The following is a 20,445-nucleotide window of genomic DNA, read 5'->3' on the forward strand; positions in this document are numbered from 1 at the left end:
ACTTTTACAAACTACCAATCGCAGCAACTGCTACACCTAGCTGATAAAGAATCTGCGTTGCTGTGCTCCAAAGCGTCAGCTTATCCATATGCCCAGCATCCATTGGTATTACTATTGTGTCACCTGGTTCTAATTGGTCTGCATTGTTAGCAGCAAACCAGCCGCCTGCATTAGGGATTTTTACTGAACCATTGGCTTTAATAATATAAATACGGTCTTCAGCCGCACGCTCTTTAAGGCCACCACTTAGCGCTATATAATCATCAACACTCACACCAGCTTGATAAAGGTGAGACGTAGAGTAATTAACTTCACCTATGATGCTTATAGAATCACGCTTACTTGGTACATAAAGTGTATCACCATCTTGTAATACTAAATTTTGTTGATTATTTACAATTAAAGGTAAATCAATTACTAAACGCCCTACGGCTTCAACACTAGCGAGGTCGTTTAACAGCTTGTTCATTTCTTCATACGAGAGTGTGCTACTGCTTACAGAGTTTTGGAAGCTCTTAGAAGCTATATCACGGCGAAGCTCTGTAGATAAACGCGCTAACTGCTTTTCCTCTTGCTCTTTAATTGATGCACGAGTAAATACTGCAGCTTTTTGTTCTGCGAATTGTGAAAAACCACCCGCGCGTTCAAGTAATTCAGTTAGCGTTTCACCACGGCGTATAGTGTATGTACCAGGGAATTTGAGCTCGCCTCTTAATTCTACTTTTACGTTTTCTTGCCAGTTTGGAATAGCGAATACGTTTATGCTGTCTTTGCTTTGTAGCGTAATATTACTTTGAAGATCGCCCTTCATAGCGCTTTCAAGATCAAATCGTAAATGTTCTATTTTTGAACCATTGCTGGCTACAATACGTGTAATTTCAGCTTGTTTTACGTAGGCAGACTCCAATAAGCCACCGGCTGCTGTTATTAAGTCACTTACCTCACCACCAATCATTAGAGGATAAATACCAGGAAAGGTAACATTCCCGCTGATTTCAACTAATTGCATAGCTTGTTGCACTGATGCTTGCTGCTTAAATTTAGCAATAATTGGCGCTAATAAATTATGGCGGCTAAATAATGCGTAATCTTCAGGTTTGAGTTCTTGGTCTTCTTCTTCTTTTGCTTTGCGCTTAGAAATTTCAGCAATAGTGAGTATTTTATTGTCTTCAAGAACAAGCTCTTCGTCTTCTTGATTAACGCCAATATATTTTTCGAACTCTTTTTGCTCAAACTTGTGCCATTGCTCTGCTTTTTGTTGCTGCTCTTGTTGCTCTTGGCTAAGGGCCATATTTGCTAGAGCTGATTGCTCTGCTTCTTTTTCTTCAAAACGACTAAATACAACTATCTTGTCATTAGCTTTAAGCTGTAAGTTGTTTTCAGGATTTTTAATAATCGCTTGAGCAACGTCGAACTGATGCGCTTCTATATCACCGTTTACATTTATTTCGCGAATTACGAGGCCGTAGCTTAAATCGGCTTGCGGCAGTAGATCACCGCGTATAGATTTAAGTACATCTGAAATACGCTTACCTTGGTGCCACTGATAATTGCCTGGGCGCGCTACTGCACCAATTAAGCTAACTGAATTTTGATATTGAGAGCTAACTGAATTAAAGCGAATACGGTCGCCATCTTGCGGAATATAGTTAATTTGCGATTTTGAAAAATCTACCGATAGCACTTCTTTACGATCGAAGTTAAAGCGCTCTACAATTGCGCTTTTGGCATATGCATTTGGTTTAAGGCCTCCAGCCATTGCTAATAACTGCTTAGCAGACTCACCTTCTTTAAGTTCAAAGATAGCTGGGCGTTTTACTGCACCTTCAACGATGACCTGTGATCCTACTGATGGTATAAACACAACATCGCCAGGCTTTAATACGATGTCGTTACTGCTATCGCCATTGATAAGTAAGTCGTAAAGGTCAAAATTTGCTACAACCTTGCCTGCGCGTTTAACTTGAATATTACGCAGTGAAGCAATATCAGACACTCCACCACTTACAAATAATGCGTGCGAAACAGTTGTTAATGAAGAAACACTGTAGCTACCAGGCTTATACGCTTCACCTAGCACTAAAATGCGCATACTGCGAAGTTGACCAAGCGATACAAATGCTTTTACACCAATAACTTCTTGCTCTACTTTTGCATTAATTAACTCTTTTACTTCAGCAAAAGTAAGGCCAGCCACTTGAACTGGACTTAAGTCAGGAATATTAAGTCGCCCTTCACGGTCAACGGTTATGTCGAAGCTTTCACTTTCTTTACCATAAAAATTAATTCTTAGTTGATCGCCGCGTCCAATTAAGTACGTATCAGGAACCGCTGCATTTTCACTTGGCATGAATGTTGTAGGTTCACCTGCAAATAACGCATAACCAAAAGGCTTTATTTCGTCTACTTTTGGTTTAAAGCGCTCTTCATCTGTAAGCTTTTCTTTTTCGGGTTCTGCGCGCTCACCAATACTATTTTGCTGCTGTGCATTATTTTGATTATTAGATTGGTTTGTACCAGTGATCGTTGCTATATCAACACCGTACTGTTTTGCGAGGGCTTCTTGTTGAGCTTTAGGTAACTTTTTAAACTGCTCCAATTGTGACGCTGTTGGCGTAAAAGCCAATGCACTAAAACTGCACAATAGAACAAAAGCACTAAAAAATTGAGTAAATACTTTCACGAGTAGGTATATCCCTAGGTCTACAACCAAAATTGGTCGCCATAATACATTATTTAGTAGCAAATAAAAAAGGGACTTTCGTCCCTTTTTGTCACTTAAATGTCATTTCTTTAGTTACATTGGTTAAAAACTGTAAACTAACGTGAATGACGTTTCAGTATCAGTGCTTTCTTTATCATCAGCAACATCTGAGTTGTTGGTAACATTAAAAGCAACTTTCATTTGTAATGAGCCATTAATTTTTGCAAGTAGTGCAGTTTCTGAACGCGTTTTAGTGTTTGTATCACCATACTCCACTGCAATTAACTGAGTAAAGCGCGCATTATCAGAAATCTTCCAGTTATAATCTAACTTACCTAGAGCAATCACCTCACCTTCAAACTCACCAGCAAGTAAATCGCCGTTGTCGTCAATTTCAGTGCTGTCATCTGGGTATTCGAAATATTTATAACCTGGACCAATTTCAGCACTTAGCCACATGGTTTTTTCGTTTAATAAACGTAAACCATAACCAGCAGAAATTACTGATTCACTTCGGTATGCGCCAAAGTAATCTGACACGTGTGAACCATAAATGAATAAGTGAGCATGCTTTTCATTTAATTTGTAATTACCTTGCGCAGAAATAGAGTATTTTTCGTTGGTACGCTGCTTATCTTTATTACCGTCAGCATCTTCAACTTCATCTTCTTTGAAGATTCCATCGATTTTATACTCATTGTTCCAGTTTTCTAGATTGTGCTGTACTTTAATACCACCTTTAAGCGTGGTTGTTTCTGTATTACCACTTGTGATAATAGCACCAAGCTCACTGGTAACTTCCCACGTTTTTTGCTCTGCATCTTCGGCAAATGCGTTAGTTGCAGCAGAGGCTGCAACTAACATTGATAAAAGCTTTAATTTCATTAAAAAAATAACCTATTTAAAATTAGTCTTGCTTGTGTAAATGAACATCCATTTGTGGAAATGGAATTGAAATGTTTGCGTCGTCTAATGCAATTTTAATAGTTTCCATTAGCGAGAAATATGTTGGCCAGTAATCCGCACTGTTAACCCAAGGACGCACTACAAAATTAACACTCGAATCACCTAGCTCAGATACAGCAACTGTATAAGCTGGATCTTTAAGTAGACGTTCTTCTGCATCTAACACTGATTTTAATACTTCTTTTGCTTGACGTAAATCAGCATCGTAACCAACACCGATAACTAAATCGATACGACGAGTAGACTCACGTGAGAAATTTGTAATAGCACCCGACATAATTTGTGAATTTGGCACAATTATTACTTTATTATCTGGAGTGCGTAGTTCAGTTGAGAATATTTCGATTTTTTTAACAGTACCCATTTTACTGCCTGCTTCAACAAAATCACCTGATTTGAATGGACGAAGTAAAATAATTAGTACGCCAGATGCAAAGTTAGACAATGAACCTTGAAGCGCTAAGCCAACAGCTAAACCTGCGGCACCTAAAATAGCGATGAATGACGTAGTTTCAATACCAATTTGCGAAAGTGCCATTAAAATAGTGACAGCAAATACAAGTGTATACACAATGCTTGAAACAAATGAGCCAACCGCTTTATCTACGTTCTTTTTAGCAAAACCTTTTTCAGTTAAGTTAGAACAAAACTTAGCAATACGACTACCAAGTAAAAAGATAACAAGCGCAACAACCGCCTGTATACCGTAATGTAAAATTAGGCCTGAGTTTTCGTTCAGCCAGTTTAATATTGAATCCATAATCACTCCAAATAGTTTTCATTAAGCGTTTTTCCAGCCAACATTATACATTCATTTACAATTTATTCTCAAAAAACAATGAATTTTCACTACAAAAACGCTATGTTTATATAAATTAATATATAAAAGCGACAATATATTTCATATCTATTGAGTATTTATCGGTTTTTTAGGAGGTATGCGCTGTTTCTTAATCATTCGCACTTACTAAGAAAGAAAGTAAGACTTAAATATTTCTTCTCCCTTTACTAATCCCGTTCGTTACACGTTTTGCCCCCAGTTAAATGGCCTAAAGTAGCCATATTTAAGCACTAATCAATCACCACCTTACATACTGTATTTTACGCATTAATTATTTTTTTTGATTTTTTTCACTTTTAGACTTCACAAGATTTATTATTTTATGTATTATGCGCGCCACACCAAACAAGGTGTGTTGTGGCGGTTGTAGCTCAGTTGGTAGAGCCCCGGATTGTGATTCCGGTTGTCGCGGGTTCAAGCCCCGTCAATCGCCCCAATTTTTCTCCTTTTTTATTTTTTGTATAATCATTTTCATATTATTTCCCCAGTAATTTTAAATAACTAAAAATACAATCTATTCCCCCCTGCACTTACTTGTCTGAACAACTAGACCAGTTCTAAACCAATTTTATTAAAACATGACTAATTTACCGAATTAAATTACTCTAAAATGTTGTTAAATTTTATTTAGAATAACGAAATTTATGCTTTGTTATCAAGCTGTTTTATTATCGCTATAATAGGTCACTAATTTTATGCTATTGATTTAAAAAACTGGAAGATATTAATATTTACATTTTTGAAATAATGTTTTCATTTGCTTTACATGCCTATAAAAAGTGCTAAATTATTACCTACTACCATCATTTTATTAGGGCTTGTTTATCTTTCGAGGTTAGATTTGCAGCGGCGTGTTTGGTTTTTAAATAAGGCCCGTGAGCATGACTGGGCTGCTTTGCTCGGTTTTGATTTATTCTTATAGGGGTGTAAGCCATTAGAGTAACGCAGGAGCAGTTACCGAGCCCACTAAGCTACAAACCTTGCGCCGCGATTAAGTCGCCCCTAGATAGAACAAATTTCAATCCGCAAAGGTCAACTGACCCTAATGGCAATAAAGCAAAAAATTTCTTATAGGATATTCGATAAAACATGATTAAACAGGCTCTAGCACATTTACTGTGTGGTTTTTTAACTGTAGTTAGTGTTAGTGCTCTGGCTAAAAATGACGAAAGCTACGCTAAATTGTTAACTGAACTACAACAATTAATTTCTGATCATAAGTTTCAACAAGCCTACAAAAAAAGTCATATTGAAAATCAATATTTAGGCGAGCCTGCTTTTGACTTTTTGTTAGGGATTTCCGCACTTAAAACAAACCAACCAGCTACAGCAGTCTTTGCTTTTGAACGTGTAGTTGAAGCAAGACCGCAATGGTACGAAGCTCGCCTACATTTAGTTCGAGCTTATTTAATGGTTAAAAACTTACCCGCAGCAGATACTCAAGCGCTAATACTTATTAACGCAGCTAATACACCTAAAAATATAAAAACGAGCGCGCAATCACTACTTGATGCTGCCATTGTTGAACAGCAACGTGCAGGGCGCTCTTATACACAAAATATTCAACTGGCTTTTGGTGTGGATGGCAATGTAAACGCAGGCACAGCCGAAGATACTATTATCATACCTAATTTAGGCGAATTTTTACTGTCGCCAGACAGCAAAAGTACTGATGATAACTATATGCAGCTTAACTATAGAGGGAGCTATTCTCATCCTCTGGACCAACAAAGCTTATTAACGTTAAGTGTTAATACTGCATGGTATAAGTTTGAAGCGTTAGAACAATATGACCGCGTTAACACACACATAAATGCAGCTTATAAGCACAAACAAGATAAGCTAAGTTGGTATGTACAAGCTGGTGTAACACCATTAGTACTTGATGGCGAACTTTATAGAACAGAATCGTCGCTCGTAACAGGAGCTGATTTTAAATTATCTAAAAAATCTCGCTTATTTGGGGCTGTTTCTTTTGGTGTAATGAATAATAAACTTGATGAAAAACTCGATAACACATTTATTGCACTAAACGCAGGAACTAGTTATGTATCTCAACGCTGGTTCCAAAGTGTGAGTATTAATATCAAAACTGAAAATGCGGATGTACCTGCGGGTAAATCAAATAGTCGTAATATACTTGGCATGTATTATCAGGCTAATTCTCAGCTTGCTGAACATTGGCAACTACTAACACTTGCAGGATATCAATGGATTGATTACCAAGATGAACATCCTTTATTTTTAAAAGACCGTGAAGACAATTTACTGATGCTTACAAGCACCATACGTTATTTAATAAACGACGATTTAGCTATACAACTGGCGGCCAATTATCAAGATAAAACCAGTAATATATCTTTATTTGAATATGATCGCTTAGATATTAATTTAAGCGTTTCTTACTCATTCTAATTTAAGGTACTTATGAAACTTTTACTCCCTGTGATAACAACCTTACTTTGTGTGAGTTTTAATGCACAAGCCGCCAATCCTGCTGGTAAAACGATTCTTGCCCGAGGTACTGTTTTAGCTCTAGATGCTAACTCCGAACAGCAAAGACAATTAAAACGCAGAGACACTGTATTTGGTGTAGATCGCATAACTACTGGTGAAAAAAGTAAGGCACAGTTTTCAATGTCTGACGGTGGCTTGATTGCGCTAAAAGAGAATTCGGTGCTCAATATTGCTAATTATGAGTTTGATAGTAATACCCAACAAGGCTCTGCGTCAATTGAATTACTTAAAGGTGGTTTGCGTTCGATTTCGGGAGTGATTAAAAAAAATGGTGGTTCTTATAGCGTAAAAACCCCTGTTGGATCTATTGGTATTCGCGGTACACATTTTGAAGTTCAGTTGGTTGAAGGCGATGTGTTTTTAGCTGTTTGGGACGGCGCAATAGATTTAACACTCGAAAACCAGCAAGTTGTTTCTTTAGGCAGCGATGAAGCGTTTTCCTTTGCGCAAGTAACGTCTTCTGGTGAAGTATTCACAAGTATTAGTGCGTCGCGCGTTTTTGATCAAAATATAACAAGTATCGATAGCCCAAGTGAAAGTGAGGATGAAGAAAGTGAACAACAAACGGCTACTGCCTCGCCCGATCCTGTTACTGAGATTGTAGTAGAAAGTAACTTTGATTCAGAGACAGTTATTATTGCTGATGTTTATTCTGAACAACAATATCAAACGGTTAGTGATGCATCTTTGGTTGATCAAATAGCACAACGCCAAGGCGTTTTTAACTATCAAGCGACAAGCTTTGGAGTGAATTCTAGTTTAGGTGCAGTGACTGACTTTGCAATGACCATGGCGGTTGATTTTGATAATGGTACGGTGCCCGAGGGTGAAATTAGCTTTAGCGATACTGGTGGTAATTGGTATGCAGCTTACAGCGGCCTAATAGATATAAGTAAACTTGATTTAGCTGTTACCTTTGCATCTCATGGCAATAACAAAGCGGCTGGCGATATTGAGGCGATTTTTTTGAATGGTTTAGATACGATTACCGGCAATTTTAATCTCAATGAAATAAATAATCCTAATGTAAATGCTAATGGCTCCTTTAGGTTAGAACCATAAACACATTGGACACAGCGCTTTTTATTATGGAGTATTTAAAATGATAGCAAAAAATATATTTTTGCTTGGTGCCATGGCGTTTATATTAAGCGCCTGTGGTGACTCAGAAGACACCACTGCACCAGAAGCTTCGCCAAGTTCGAGTAACGAAGCAACACCTCAGCCTATTTCAAGTAACCTCAACTTAACGGGAGTTACTGCTAGTAATCAATCGACCAAATTTAAAGTTTCAGGTGTTTCGACGTCAAGTAGAGCATTTGTTAGCGATGTAGTTGCTAATTCACAGGCTGATATTATATTTGCGCAAAAAAATGAAGTTGTGCAAGGTAATGTAACGTTTTCACTTGCGGTTTCAGATCCCGATGGTATTGCTACAGTAAGCTTGGTATTACCAAGTGTAGATAAAAGCATCGCACTTTGTTCTGAACTATGTGGCTTAAGCTTTGAACAATCAATTATCGGCTTTAACCCTTATTTTTATGGTGAAAAAGCGGGCGATCTTCGTTTAGAAATATGGATAACCGATAATTTAAATAACCAAGTACTTGCTGACGCGACTACATTTAGCTGGCAACCCCATCAAATTGAAGGCGTTACGGCGCAGCGTAATGATCAAAGTATTGATCTTTCATGGCAAGTCAATTCAGACCTCAATCGCTATAACGTTTATTTAGCAACTCAAGCTGGTGTGACTCCTGAAAATATTAATACGCTCGAAAATGGGCAACAATTTCTAAGCTTATCCAATTCAGCTTTTAGCTTTGATGGATCGCTTGTTGATAAAAGCTATCAAATACTGATCACTGGCATTGATGGCAGTGGCGAAAGTGGTTTTGCTGAAGCAATAAATATAGCCCCTATTGGTGGAGAACTAAATTTTGCCCCGAATGCGCAACCCGATCAATTTCAAATTAATGAAGATGAAAGCTTACAAGGCAATGTAGTTGCTAATGATACAGATCAATATATGGGTGAATTGCGCATAAATTTAGATGCGCTAGTGCAACCACAGCACGGTACGTTAAATATAAATGAGTCTGGTGAGTTTAATTACACACCAACGGCCAACTTTAATGGTGAAGATGCTTTTAGCTATCAAGTGGTTAATGAGCTTGATATGACAGACATCGCTGTTGTTGAAATTGTTGTTAATCCGATAAATGATGCACCTATTGCACTTGATAACAGCTATAGCATTCCACTTGATGGTAATTTGAATATTGCATCACCAGGCTTACTTGCCAATGATAGTGATATTGATTTAGATAGCTTAACGGTTGATACCTCACCTATCACTGAACCAAAAAGAGGACGTTTGACTTTACGCGCAGATGGTAGCTTTGAATACCTTGGTGAAGTAGATATGCGCGGGGAGGATAGCTTTCAATATCGTATTGTTGATAGTCAAGGTGAGCAAGCTATTGCCAATGTAGTTATCATCGGCGCAGCTGAAAATATGCCACCGATTGCGACTAACGATAGTTATAGTTTAAGTGAAGACAGTACATTAGTTGTTGAAGCTATTGCTGGTTTACTTAAAAATGATACAGATCCTAATAATGACAACTTTTTTGTTGATGAAAACTTTATTGTTGCGCCTATTCATGGCCAATTATTACTTGCAACTGATGGTAGCTTTACTTATATACCCGATGCTAATTTTTTTGGTGTAGATCAGTTTCAATATCAAATAATTGACTCCCAAGGTGCTACAGCTCAAGCCAGCGTAACGTTAACAATTAATAGTGAAGCTGATAATCCGATTGCCCAAAATGATGAGTATTTATTCAGACCGAATAAGTTGCTTGAAGTTAACGTTGAAAGCGGCTTGCTAGTTAATGACATTAATATTGAAAGCGGTGACCTTTATGTTAATACCGTACCGGTTGTGGCTGTAAAAAATGGCGAGCTTAATCTTAATACTGATGGCTCTTTTACTTATCAACCGAATCAAAATTTTGTAGGTGTTGATAGCTTTACTTATTTAGTTTCAAATGAACAAGGCCTTGCGGCGAGTGCTCAAGTAATATTAAGTAAAAGTGGTGTGAATACTTTGCCAAGTGCAAATAATGATACCTTTACACTAAATGAAGATAGTCCAGCGACGTTACTTGATGTACTGGCTAACGATAACGACTTAGATGGCGATGTAATTAGTATATCTCGTATTGAAAACACGATTGGCCAAGCTGTTATTGTCGATAAAAAAATAGAATTTACACCACCAGTCAATTTTAATGGTGATATAACGCTAACTTATAGTATTACTGATGGAAACACCTTAGAAAGCACCAATGCTAATGATACAACCGCAACAGTAACTATCACGGTTATCCCAGTAAACGATGCGCCTATTGCGAACGCAGATACAGCAACAATGGCCGAAGATGCCGCCCCACTACTAATTAATGTGCTCGCCAATGACACCGATATTGACGGAGATACCTTAACAATAACCTCTGCAGCTACTGATTTAGGGTCGGTATTAATTGTTGGTAATCAACTTCAATATACACCTGCTATAAATAGTTATGGCGCAGCAACCGTTTTATATTCTGTAAGTGATGAAAACAAAGGCACTGCCTCGGCAAATTTGTCGATTACAATCACACCTGTAAACGATGCGCCCATTGCAAATGCTGATACAGCAACAATGGCCGAAGATGCCGCCCCGCTATTAATTAATGTGCTCGCCAATGACACCGATATTGACGGAGATACCTTAACAATCACCTCAGCGACCGCCGACTTAGGGTCGGTATTAATTATTGGCAATCAACTGCAATATACACCCGCTGTAAATAGTAATGGCGTGGCAGCCGTTTTATATTCTGTAAGTGATGGAAACCAAGGCACTGCCTCGGCAAATTTGTCGATTACAATCACAGCTGTAAACGATGCACCTACTGCATCAAATCAAACATTTAGTGTTAGTGAAAATTCGACAGACGGTGACGTTGTCGGCACCATTGTTGCCAGCGATATTGAAAACGAAAATTTAAGCTACACACTGGTCAGTGGCGACATAGGTTTGTTTAACATTAACAGCAGCTCAGGCCTATTAACAGCAAGCGGCCCGAGCCCTTTTAATTATGAAAATGCGACTCAGCATTTGATAACAGTAGCCGTTGCCGACAATGGTACTCCTAATGAAACAACTTCTATTAATATTACTGTTAATGTAATTAATGCTGACGACTACCTTATACCTGTCGAAAGTGAAACTTTTGGACGCCCTGTGACTGGTGAGTTAGAGCTGTCTAGTGTTTTTTCAAACGGTGAATTTAACGACAGTATTGAGTTAAATAATAATCTTTATTTTGTTGGGTTTAGTCAAAACACAGACCAAGATATTGTCATTGCTTCATATACTAATAATGGTGCGGCCAATAATGCGTTCGATGAAGATGGCATAAAAATACTGGATTTAGGGCACGATGAAAAAGCAACGGCCATAATTTCAGGTGGCGGTGACTTGTTTATCGCCTTTTCTAGTTTTGATGGTACCAACACCGAAGCGTGTTTATTAAAAATGAGCGTTACAGGCGTGATAAGCAACACCTCAGGTGACAATAATTCAGGTATTCACTGTACCAAAATGGCAAGTACACTGGTTATTAATGATCTTGAATTTAGCGATAATAAAATTCAAGCTGTTGGTAAACAGTTTAACGGTAATGACGATGATAGTTTATGGATAAAATATGACATTTCGACATTAGCTTACGAAGCGTCTAGCCCCAAAGTTAAAGATGTAAGTGGTCAACAACGCGATGATGAAGCATTTGCCATTAAAAACTTTAATGGTTCTGATCTTATGGTTGTGGGGAGTGTTACCAGTGCAAACGGTGATAAAGATGCATTAATCCGTTACCTTATTTCAGATGGTGAAAATAACGGTAATTTTAATGATTATAATGCACTTAGCATCGATTTATCTGGGAATAACACCGACGATGAACTCTTTGCACTTGGCGGTTTAAATACCGCTGATTTTACCGCCTTTGTTGGCGGATATACCACTCGCCATTCAGGTGAAAAAGAAGCTGTTGTTCTCGCTATTGATAAAAAAGGCGATTTGGTAACGAGTATAGGTAATCATGGTATTGCCGTTTATGACATTGATGGTAATACAGGTGCTGGCAATGGTGGTGCTGAAATTACTGGCGTAAAATATGAACCTATAAATAATCAAATTACTTTATCGGGCACAACGGGGAAAGGTGAGACTGAAAAGCTGTTTTCTACGCGTATTTTAGCAACCGATGGGGCACTTGATGACACCTACGGCATTAATATTATTTCGGATATTAACGGTAAACAAATAGCTAATGCTGCAACAATAGATTTAAACGATACGCTTTGGGTATCAGGCATCAGCGATGATTCAAGTAGTCAGCCATTTATTGTAGCAATAGACAATCACGCGGCATTGTTTACTGGCTTAGCAGGGTCAGGTTACCTTACATTGAGCAACTTAGGGACTGACTCTAATGATCAATCAAAGCAGGTGATACAGCTTAGCCATGGCACCCATGCTGGTAAATATATTATCGCATCAACAGCTCAGCAAGGCTCCGTAATTAAACTAGTATTAACGCGCCTGACCGTAGCCGGGCTGTTAGACACTAGCTTTAGTGAAAGTGGGCACAGGCAAATTGCAATCGACTTAAGTACATCTAATTTTGCGTTAATTGAGCAAAATGATGGCAAACTTATTATCGCGGGTTCGCGTAAAACTGAAAATAATGAAGAAGGTTTTGTAGCAAGAGTAGATCAAAATGGTTATTTTGATACAGACTTTGCAACAGAAGGGATTTACGCCACTACAGCCGTAACGACGCAGAAGCTCAATCTAACTGACGCAGCACTGGATAGCGATAACGATATTATTGCCGTAGGCTCGTTAACAGTGGCAGATACACCGAGCTCATTTGTTATGAAGTTAACGCCAGAAGGCTCACTGGAGAGCGACTTTGGTAACAATGGTAAAATTATTGGAACCGCTTTCCAATCCTATAAAACTGTTTACATTGATAATAGCGATAAAATTTTTATTGGCGGAAAAGTTGTTTCGGGTTCTGATTCTCAGCTATTAGCAGTAAAGCTAAGTGTTGATGGTGAACACGAATTTAGCTATATAGACTCTGTAATTAGTTTAGATAACCACGATAGAATAGTTAAAATATTTGCTGATACCTTAAATAATCTGTATTTAATTGGTAATGAAACGAATACGCCAAACCAAGCTGTCATTGTTAAATTATCATCAGCAGGAATAAAAGAGACTAGTTTTGCTGAAGGTGGAGCTGGCCAGTACATACTAACGCAAACCGGTGACACTAAGGTAAAAGATGCCGCGCTTGATAGCATGGGTAACATTGTACTAAGTGGTATGGGTAATAATAAAGGTGTGTTAGCGCGCATTTTAAGTAATGGTGTATTAGATGGCACATTTGGCCACAACGGTGTTGGTTTTTACAAGGCCGAGCAATGTGCAAATGAACAAATATTTACATCAATGATTTTACAAAGTGATACCCAAGTTATTGTTAGCAGCACCTGTAATAACGGCACTTCTAATAATATAAGTGCATCTAAGTTCAATTTTTATGTTGATGGAGTTACACCTTAATTTATGAGAGTTGAACTTTTTGGTGTTAGGGGCTCAATGCCCTCAACAGGAAAACATACGCACATTTTTGGTGGTAACACATCTTGCGTATATATAGAGCAGAAAAATGGCAAATCCCTTATTTTAGACTCAGGTACAGGTATTGTTGAACTAGGTAAACGTTTAGTGGTAAAAGCGGAACCTATCGCTATATTACTGACACATAATCATTGGGATCATATTCAGGGTTTCCCCTTTTTCACCCCTATTTATCAATCTAACCAAAATATAACAATAGTGGCTGGAAATGTAGATGACGAAGAAAGTAAAGATGCCATACTAAAACAAATGAGTGGCTCTCAATTTCCGGTTAAATACCAAGAGTTACCTGCAAATATTACGCTAAATACGACATTGTCGGCTAAAAAAACATTTAGCCTTAATAGTTTTTCAATTTCGACTGCGCCGCTTAATCACCCCGATGGCGGTACTGCGTATTGTATTAACGCTGACGGCAAGAAAGTAGCGTATGTTACTGATAATGAATTAAACCCCCCAGAAGATCTAAGAACCGATATCAACGAGTGGATTAACTTTATTAAAGGCGCTGATTTACTGATCCATGACGCACAATTTATAGATATCGACTTACCACTTAAGCATGGTTGGGGACACAGCACGATTAATCAAGTTGCCGATCTCGCCGTAAAGGCGAACATCAAAAACATTGTTATTATCAGCCACGACCCTGCAAGAAGCGATGATGAACTTCTAGCAATAGAAAACTCATTGCAAGCTAAATACGGTGACAAGTTACTGATAGAATGCGGCCGAGAAGGACGAGTTTTTGATTTTTAATCTATCAAGGATAAACGCCCATTAGATCTTTAAAGCCTATAATTTCCAGGCATTTTTTTATTGGTGCCGTTATAACTTTATTCATTGCATCAATAGAGTTATTTGCGACAGGAACATTAGCCAAATTAGTTAATCGTGTGGAAGGCATCATTTATGATTCTCGGCTCTTATTAACAACACCTGCAACACCTAGACATATCGACGAATCAGTAGTTATTATCGATATTGATGAAAAAAGTATGCGAGAGCAAGGTCGATTTCCTTGGAGTAGATCGAAAATAGCTGATCTTGTAACAAAACTCACCGATGCAGGTGTTATTGTTATCGCTTTTGATATATTTTTTGCCGAGCCTGAAGTAAATCCAGTTACACAAATCATTTCTGAAATACCTAACTTATCAAAGCAATATAGCTTACCACTTGCCAAAATTAAACAGCAAGTAGACGCCGATACCAAGTTTGCTAACGCACTTGCTAAAAATGATACCGCCCTTGGGTTTTTACTAACCGATGACCAACTTGCAGCCCACAGTCCACCCAAAAAAAGCAGCGTTTTATGGCAAAATGCTGAACATGCAAACTCACAAATAAGTGAGTTTTCGGGGGCTATTGTAAATATCCCACAATTACAAAATGCCGCTGCTGGTATTGGTTTTATAAATGCGCATAGCGACAACGATGGCTTTATCCGCAGAGCCGCTCTTATTAATCGGGTCGGTGATAAACTTTATCCCTCTTTAGCACTTGAAGTGGCTCGACTGTATGTCCTTGCTAATAAAATTGAAACGCGTTCAAATATTTTAGATGGTATTACTTTGTTTGAAGGAATTAAGTTTCAAGATAAATGGATTCAGACAGATGAGCACGGCCAAATACTCATTCCCTATAAAGGCCGAGCACATAGCTTCCCATATTATTCAGCAACCGATGTGCTGATGCAAAGAGTTGGCTCTGATGAACTAGAAGGAACAGTTGCCTTTATTGGTACTTCAGCTGTGGGCTTAGCTGACCTAAGGTCAACCCCAGTTGGTATGCAATATCCTGGTGTTGAAGTGCATGCCAATATATTTGAAGGACTGATGCACCCAGAGATACTGCCAGCCAAGCCCAACTGGTCTCTAGGTGCGAGCCTATTTATTATTGCGCTAACGGGTGTCGTTTTATCACTTTTTAGCCACGGCAGAAGTGCCCGATTTATTATTTTTCTTTCGTTAACTATTACGGTAGCTGTTATATCATTTAACGTGTATTTATGGTCAGTACAAAAAATTAGTTTGCCATTATTAATGCCACTCTTACTCATAATATTATTAGCTGGTTATTACATTATTGTTGGCTCTATCGCCGAGATGCACCACAGCCGAAAAATTAAATCTATGTTCAATCAATATGTCCCCCCTGCGCGTATTGAACAACTTATAAAACAAGGTAATGAGCTATCTCAAAGCAGTGAAAAAAGAAACATGACAGTATTATTTGCTGATATTCGCAGCTTCACCTCATTATCTGAAAACATGACTGCGCATCAATTAAGCGAGTACTTAAACCAATACCTTACTTCAATAACGCAAATAATATTTGATCATAACGGGACTATCGATAAATACGTTGGTGATATGGTGATGGCGTTTTGGAATGCTCCATTAAAAGATGAAAACCATGCACAAAACGGCGTTGAAGCAGCAATGGCTATGATTAACGGACTGACTCTCATTAATAAATTATTTGCCGAACAAAAACTACCGGCGGTCAAAATTGGTATAGGCTTAAGTACCGGTGATATGAATGTGGGCGATATGGGATCCGTTTATCGTAAAGCTTATACCGTACTAGGTGATACAGTTAATTTAGGTGCAAGAATTGAAAACTTGACCAAGTTTTACGGCGTAGCTATTCTAGTAGCTGAAGAAACAATGAATGCATGTCCACATATAACGTTTCGCTTGATAGATAAAGTGCAGGTCGTTGGAAAAACGACCGCAACGCAGCTATTTGAGCCCATTGGCTTAACAAATAAATTAGATACAAAACAATTCGCTGAAATAAAAAAATCATTTATCGCCATGACCCATTTTTATAATAAAGATTGGCCGCAAGCACTAAGTTTATTTACTGAATTACAAAGTACTACACTGTTTAGTTCGCATGTGTACGGTGTTTTTATCAAACGAATTCAAAATACTGATTTACAAGCACTCGCAAAGGATTGGAATGGTGCCTTTATTCATACCAAAAAGTAGTGGAAATATGCCGCAGCACATCAAAGATAAAATAAACCTGCATCACTTTATTGATATCAGCGTTAGGTTAACAACCGAAAAAGATTCGAGTAAATTACTCGATGATATACTGCAAGTAATTATGTCTATAGCTAATTCAGATGCTGGGACTATTTATTCGATTACAGATAACAAACAACTTAAGTTTGAAACGGTTATTAATGAATCATTGGATCTGTATTTAGGCGGTCGTTTAGGTAAGCCTGTTGATTTTCCTAATATAGATCTTTTTATCGACGGAAAAGAAAATAAAACAGCGATTGTTGCTCATGCGGTTAATTCTGGGGAAGTTATTAATATTCCTGATGTTTATGCTGCACTGCCTTTTGATATGAGCGCAGCTCGCGCTATGGATGCTCGTACAGGTTATCGTACCCAGTCAATGTTAACTATTCCCTTAAAAGATCATGCTGATGATATTATTGGCGTTATCCAGCTTATCAATGTAAAAGACGACGAAAATAATAATATTCCTTTTAGTGAGGAGCTTGTTACGCTAGTTCGTTCTTTCGCCTCTTTAGGTGCTATTTCGTTAACAAACTCTGCATTAATTAAAGATATGGAAGAGTTGTTTGCAACTTTTGCTGAGGCTATTGCCATGGCGATAGATGAAAAGTCACCTCATACAGGAGGTCATTGCAAACGAGTACCCGCATTAACATTGATGCTTGCCGATGCTGTTCATCTAATAGATAAAGGCCCACTTGCTACATTTAAAATGAGTGATGCAGAGCGCCATGAGTTAGATATTGCAGGATGGCTACATGATTGTGGAAAAATTGCGACTCCCGACCACGTCATGGAAAAATCAACAAAGTTAGAAACTATTTTTGATCGAATCAAATTTATCGATGCAAAATTTGAAATAATTAGCAGAGATTTAAAAATAGCGTATCAGCAGAAAATAATCTCTGCGATGAAAAAAAATAAGCCAATTGAAGTACTCCAATTTGAACGATTGCTTGATACCGAACTGAAACAACTCGCATTAGATCGTGCATTATTACAACGCGTGAACGTTGGCGGAGAGTTTTTAGGTGAGGAAGAACAGGCGCATATCCAAAGAATATCAACCCAATATCAATTAAAAATTAATGGCGAAAAAATCCCATTACTGTCTGATAATGAAGTTGAAAACTTAATGATTCGGCGTGGTACGCTTACTCAAGGTGAACGTGACATTATGAAGCGCCACATGGATATAACTAAGAATATTTTAGATATCTTACCGTTTCCAAAGCATTTAAGTAATGTATCTGAGTATGCTCTAGGGCATCATGAAAAACTTGACGGTACAGGCTATCCTCGCGGATTGACTAAAGAACAAATGTCAGTACCTGCTAGATTAATGGCTATCGCTGATATTTTTGAAGCTCTTTCGGCTGTAGACCGACCATACAAAAAAGCAAAACCAGTAAGTGAATGTTTGCATATTTTAGGCTCTATGGTTAGTCAGAACCATCTTGATGCAGACATTTTTGCAGTATTTATTGAATCCGAAGTGTATAAACATTACATCAATGAATATGCAAAACCTGAGCAGCTAGATGAAGTCGACCTCGATAACCTTCCCGGTTACTCACCTATCCGTTGATCTATTTATTACAAAAGCTGGTTTGTGTGATTTAAATAACACAGACCAGTTTGTAATAAAATTAAAAATCCTCACTCGTTATACCAATTCGCTTATATAGAGTCTATTTAACGTTAAGAAAATCACGCTATAACTAGGCAAAAATTTATTATCCAAAGATCTGATTATTGAATGCTTAATTTAAAATTCTCTACCAGTTATTTTGCTAAAATTAACCTTTTTAAATTTTGAACAAAAAAATGCCACCTTACGGTGGCATTTACACACGGGGTTATTTCTACTTATAGAAATCCTTTTACTTTTTATTAGTTTTTGTCTTATTTTTTTAACAAAAAATATACTGCCAAAGGTAGCATTTAGTGCCTTGTGTGGCAACAGTAAAGGATAAAGATCATATATCTGCCACATTACTGTAATAAAAAATTGATTATAAAGATTTACGTTTACAATCACTTGTACCCATATTGACAATATAGCTGTTAGTTTGTTTTTTGCCCATAAATTAAGCGTTATAAGCAAATAAACCGCGTAAATAAGACGTTATTAAATTTTAATACACACGTACTTTTCTTCTAAGTACTCATCAAGCCCTTGATGGCCGCCTTCACGCCCTAAACCTGATTGTTTAACGCCACCAAATGGCGCTACTGGATTTGATATAACACCTTCATTTACGCCGATCATACCAAATTCAAGCCCTTCACTAATTCGGTAGACTTGCTTAATGTTTTGGCTGTAAAAATAAGCTGCTAGACCAAATGGTACATCGTTGGCAAGTGCAAGCACTTCACTTTCTTCATCAAAAGGAATAACCATTAATACTGGCCCAAATACCTCTTCGTGGTAAATATCCATGTCAGTGGTTACATTATTCACTATTAATGGGTTTTGAAAGCTGCCACCTAAGTCACTATTATCGCCAATCAGCGTCGCGCCTTTATCGAGTGCGTCTTGTACTAACTGCTGCACTTTCTCTTTGGCTTTAGGGTAAATGAGTGGGCCAATATCAACATCGTCCTCAAAACCATTTGCCACTTTTAACCCTGCAACCTTAGGCGTGATTTTTGACAGTACTTTGTCGATAATATTACGTTGTATAAAAATACGGTTTGCAGCAACACATGCCTGCCCACTATTTCTAAATTTAGCCGCCATTAGCCCTTCAACAGCTTCATCTAAATCTGCATTATCAAAAATGATAAAAGGCGCATTGCCGCCAAGCTCCATTGAAGTACGCTTGATTGTGCTTGCACACTGCGATAGTAATTGCTTACCTACACCGGTAGAGCCAGTAAATGTAAACTTACGCACAACGTCTGAGTCGGTTAACATTTTGCCTACTGTTTTGGCATCTTGTGAAACCAGTACATTAAATGCACCTTTAACAAAACCAGCTTGATCGGCCAGATAAGCAAGTGCGATAGCGCATAGTGGCGTATGTTCAGAAGGTTTAAGTATAAAGCTACAGCCCGCAGCGTAAGCTGGCGCTACTTTACGAGTAACCATAGCAACAGGGAAGTTCCATGGCGTAATACCAGCTACAACACCTACAGGCTGCTTAAAGCTAGTTAAACGATGCGAGTCATCTGTTGGCGGAATTACATCTCCGTAACTACGTTTGGCTTCTTCTGCAAACCATTTGATAAAACCTGCACCGTAGTTAATTTCGCCAAGGGATTCTTTGAGCGGCTTGCCTTGCTCTTTAGTCATCAGCTCTGCGAGTGTTTGCTTGTGCTTTATAACTAGCTCATACCAGCGCATCAACGTTTCGCTTCGCTCAGTCGCATTCGTCTCTTTTAACTTAACAAAAGCCCCTTGAGCTGCAGTTATTGCGCTATTTACACCCTGCTCGTCAATATCGCTTACTTCAACAATACTTTTTTCGGTAGCGGGATCGTTAACACTAAAGCGCGTGTCAGTTTTATAAAATTCGCCGTTAATAAATGAGTCTGAAAAAATAAGATTACTCAAAATAAACCTCCAAAATTACGTTTTAAGTTCGTCACGCCA

At 38.1% G+C, this 20,445-nt stretch carries 10 protein-coding genes and 1 tRNA gene; 7 read left to right on the forward strand and 4 right to left on the reverse strand.

The genetic code is table 11. From position 1 onward, the window contains the following. Positions 1-4: 4 nt before the first annotated feature. The 3 genes from D172_RS15435 to D172_RS15445 all read right to left on the reverse strand — a co-directional run bounded on the left by D172_RS15435 (position 5) and on the right by D172_RS15445 (position 4,430). On the reverse strand, positions 5-2,683 hold the full coding sequence (locus D172_RS15435; protein WP_058230562.1) for an SLBB domain-containing protein: 2,679 nt from the start codon (positions 2,681-2,683) through the stop codon (positions 5-7). A gap of 123 nt (positions 2,684-2,806) precedes the next feature. Next, a complete protein-coding gene (locus D172_RS15440; protein ID WP_007376723.1) occupies positions 2,807-3,589 on the reverse strand; it encodes a DUF481 domain-containing protein in 783 nt (260 codons plus the stop codon). Between the two features lie 22 nt (positions 3,590-3,611). Then, complete coding sequence (locus D172_RS15445; RefSeq protein ID WP_007376722.1) at positions 3,612-4,430, reverse strand: mechanosensitive ion channel family protein; 819 nt, start codon at positions 4,428-4,430, stop codon at positions 3,612-3,614. A gap of 441 nt (positions 4,431-4,871) precedes the next feature. On the opposite strand from D172_RS15445, the gene D172_RS15450 reads away from it, so the two are divergent. The 7 genes from D172_RS15450 to D172_RS15480 all read left to right on the forward strand — a co-directional run bounded on the left by D172_RS15450 (position 4,872) and on the right by D172_RS15480 (position 18,435). Next, positions 4,872-4,947: transfer RNA gene (locus D172_RS15450), tRNA-His, on the forward strand. Positions 4,948-5,600: 653 nt separating this feature from the next. Continuing rightward, a complete protein-coding gene (locus tag D172_RS15455) occupies positions 5,601-6,926 on the forward strand; it encodes a DUF2860 family protein (RefSeq protein WP_007376720.1) in 1,326 nt (441 codons plus the stop codon). A 12-nt stretch (positions 6,927-6,938) separates the two neighbouring features. Further along, the gene (locus tag D172_RS15460; RefSeq protein ID WP_007376719.1) at positions 6,939-8,090 is read left to right on the forward strand and encodes a FecR family protein; all 1,152 of its coding nucleotides are present in this window, start codon (positions 6,939-6,941) and stop codon (positions 8,088-8,090) included. Positions 8,091-8,130: 40 nt separating this feature from the next. Beyond that, entirely contained in the window at positions 8,131-13,725 is a 5,595-nt protein-coding gene (locus tag D172_RS15465) for an Ig-like domain-containing protein (RefSeq protein WP_007376718.1), read from the forward strand. A gap of 36 nt (positions 13,726-13,761) precedes the next feature. Continuing rightward, complete coding sequence (locus tag D172_RS15470; RefSeq protein ID WP_007376717.1) at positions 13,762-14,562, forward strand: MBL fold metallo-hydrolase; 801 nt, start codon at positions 13,762-13,764, stop codon at positions 14,560-14,562. Positions 14,563-14,699: 137 nt separating this feature from the next. Beyond that, positions 14,700-16,802 (forward strand): CHASE2 domain-containing protein, encoded by a 2,103-nt coding sequence (locus D172_RS15475; RefSeq protein ID WP_237113682.1) that lies wholly within the window; start codon positions 14,700-14,702, stop codon positions 16,800-16,802. Further along, positions 16,774-18,435 carry an HD-GYP domain-containing protein gene (locus D172_RS15480; protein WP_007376714.1) on the forward strand — a complete coding sequence of 554 codons (1,662 nt, stop codon included), beginning with the start codon at positions 16,774-16,776 and terminating at the stop codon, positions 18,433-18,435. The genes D172_RS15475 and D172_RS15480 overlap by 29 nt, the downstream gene beginning before the upstream one ends. A gap of 543 nt (positions 18,436-18,978) precedes the next feature. Here D172_RS15480 and D172_RS15490 read toward each other — a convergent pair. After that, complete coding sequence (locus D172_RS15490) at positions 18,979-20,406, reverse strand: NAD-dependent succinate-semialdehyde dehydrogenase (RefSeq protein ID WP_007376713.1); 1,428 nt, start codon at positions 20,404-20,406, stop codon at positions 18,979-18,981. Positions 20,407-20,445 lie beyond the last annotated feature (39 nt).

The organism is Pseudoalteromonas sp. Bsw20308 (genome assembly GCF_000310105.2).
GTDB lineage: Bacteria > Pseudomonadota > Gammaproteobacteria > Enterobacterales > Alteromonadaceae > Pseudoalteromonas > Pseudoalteromonas fuliginea.